This window comes from Phocaeicola coprocola DSM 17136 (assembly GCF_000154845.1).
Taxonomy (GTDB): domain Bacteria; phylum Bacteroidota; class Bacteroidia; order Bacteroidales; family Bacteroidaceae; genus Phocaeicola; species Phocaeicola coprocola.
Window position 1 is genome coordinate 1 of record NZ_DS981442.1, and the last position, 2011, is coordinate 2011.

Consider the following 2011-nt stretch of genomic DNA (forward strand, 5'->3'; position numbering starts at 1 on the left):
CATCATGACTGAACCAAGGCTTGTTCCATTTTTGACCATTCAGATTAGCAGATTGGATATACTTATTCTCTTCCGATACTCCTTGCGCCTCAATTTCAAATATCTTTCCATTACTAAGCTTTACTTTTGTCTTGGAAAACAGAGGGCTTCCTATATTATAAGCGGGAAACCCTGGAGTTACAGGATAGAATCCCAATGAAGAAAAAACAACAAATGCTGACATGCCTCCTCCATCTTCATCTCCTGGTATTCCCATCAAGTCATTACGGAACCAAGTTTTTAATAATGTGCGAATAAGTTTTTGAGTTTTCCAAGGCTGTCCGGCGTAATTATATAAATATGGAATATGTAAACTAGGTTCATTAGCCATTGAAAACTGCCCTACATTTCCTGTATGATCTGGTAATTGTGCATAAAACTCAAATTTGCTTTTTCCTAATGGTTCAAGGAACATCTGATCTAGGTTGGAAATAAATTTTTCTTTTCCTCCCATTAAAGAAATTAAATCTTCAATATTATGAGGTACATCCCAGCGATATATCCATCCATTGTTCTCTCCATAGTAATTGCGTGCTCCTTGCCCTCCAGAATAACGATAATCAAATGGGGTTATCCATTTCCCCTTTTGATCTTTGGGATGGAAAAAGCCTGTCTGGCTATTATATACGTTACGGTAATTGTAAGCACATTTTGAGTAATAGTCAGCTTCTTTATTTTTACCTAAAATACGAGCAATTTGAGATAAACACCATTGGTCGTAAGCTGTTCCTAACGTAACTGCTATGGCTTGACGTTTTTCGAATGGATGTACATTTTTATCTATTTCTTGTTCTCCTTCTTGTAAAGCTGGTATGTATCCATTAATTTTATAAAATTCATCAATCCAACCGGCTTTAGCATCAGACCATGGAGCTAAAGTTTTTTCTTCTATGCCTTTACGACATGCTTCATAAGCTTTTTCTAGATTAAAATTCAGACCTTTAGTTGCAGCATCTGCAATTGTTGCAACAGCATGGTTGGAATTCATACGGCGGGAATCACCTGTGATTTCAGGGAAGGTGGGCATCCACATATTTCCCATTTGTTCAGCCATACGTAAATATGAATCAATTATATTAGTTTCAGTTTTTTCGTCAATTAACAATCGTAGTGGATGTGCAGCCCTGTAAGTATCCCAGATCCAATCGTCCGTATAGAATGGTTTACCTTTATCTTCATGAATTTTACCATCAAATGCACTAAAATAACGTCCATCTTCACTGATGCAAACAGGACGTTCGAATACACGATAAAATGAGGTATATAGGACTCTTTTGTTTTCTTCATTGTTATCTTCAACTTGAATTGTTCTCAATGCTTTGTTCCAGATCTCCCGTCCTTTTTTTAATATTGTATTCAGATCTGCTTCTGTTAGTTCACGCTCCATATTTTTACGGGCCTGTTCTACACTTATAAAAGAAATACCATAATATAAATTAACGGTCTTAGTTCCTTTAGGGAAGTGGAGTACGGCACATGCATCATTTCCCTTGGCCTCTTTTATAAAGGAATTTATCTGCTTATTCTCTAAAATTCCTTCTTGTAGAGGAGTGATGTCAGGTTTCATATATAGGTATATGCGCGTGTTATTTTCTAGTTGTTGGTATCCACTTACTGTACCATTATCAATTTTTATTCCTCCATTTCGGGAGTTAATCATTATGTATGCAGGACGGTCTGCCTGTTGATATTCAATTTGGTAAATGGCAGATTGATGTGAAGGGGCATATTTTATATTTATTTGCTCTTCATCAAGTAAAACCTCATAATAATATGGTTTTATAATTTCATGATCATAGCTATAGTTGATGACAGGAGATAGATTGTTGTCTTGATGAGGGCTTAGTTAAAAGCCGAGCAACCACGATGGCTTGTTACAGCTAGGGTAATCCATGTAATTGCTGTCTGTATAGTCACTTCTTTCCCGGATTATATTCGCAGCATAACTATTAGGGACGGTGAATTGTTGGAA

At 36.4% G+C, this 2011-nt stretch carries 1 pseudogene; it reads right to left on the minus strand.

From position 1 onward, the window contains the following. Nucleotides 1–1972 (minus strand): annotated as a pseudogene (locus BACCOP_RS02475) (GH92 family glycosyl hydrolase); the annotation flags it as partial. Between the last annotated feature and the right edge of the window lie 39 nt (nucleotides 1973–2011).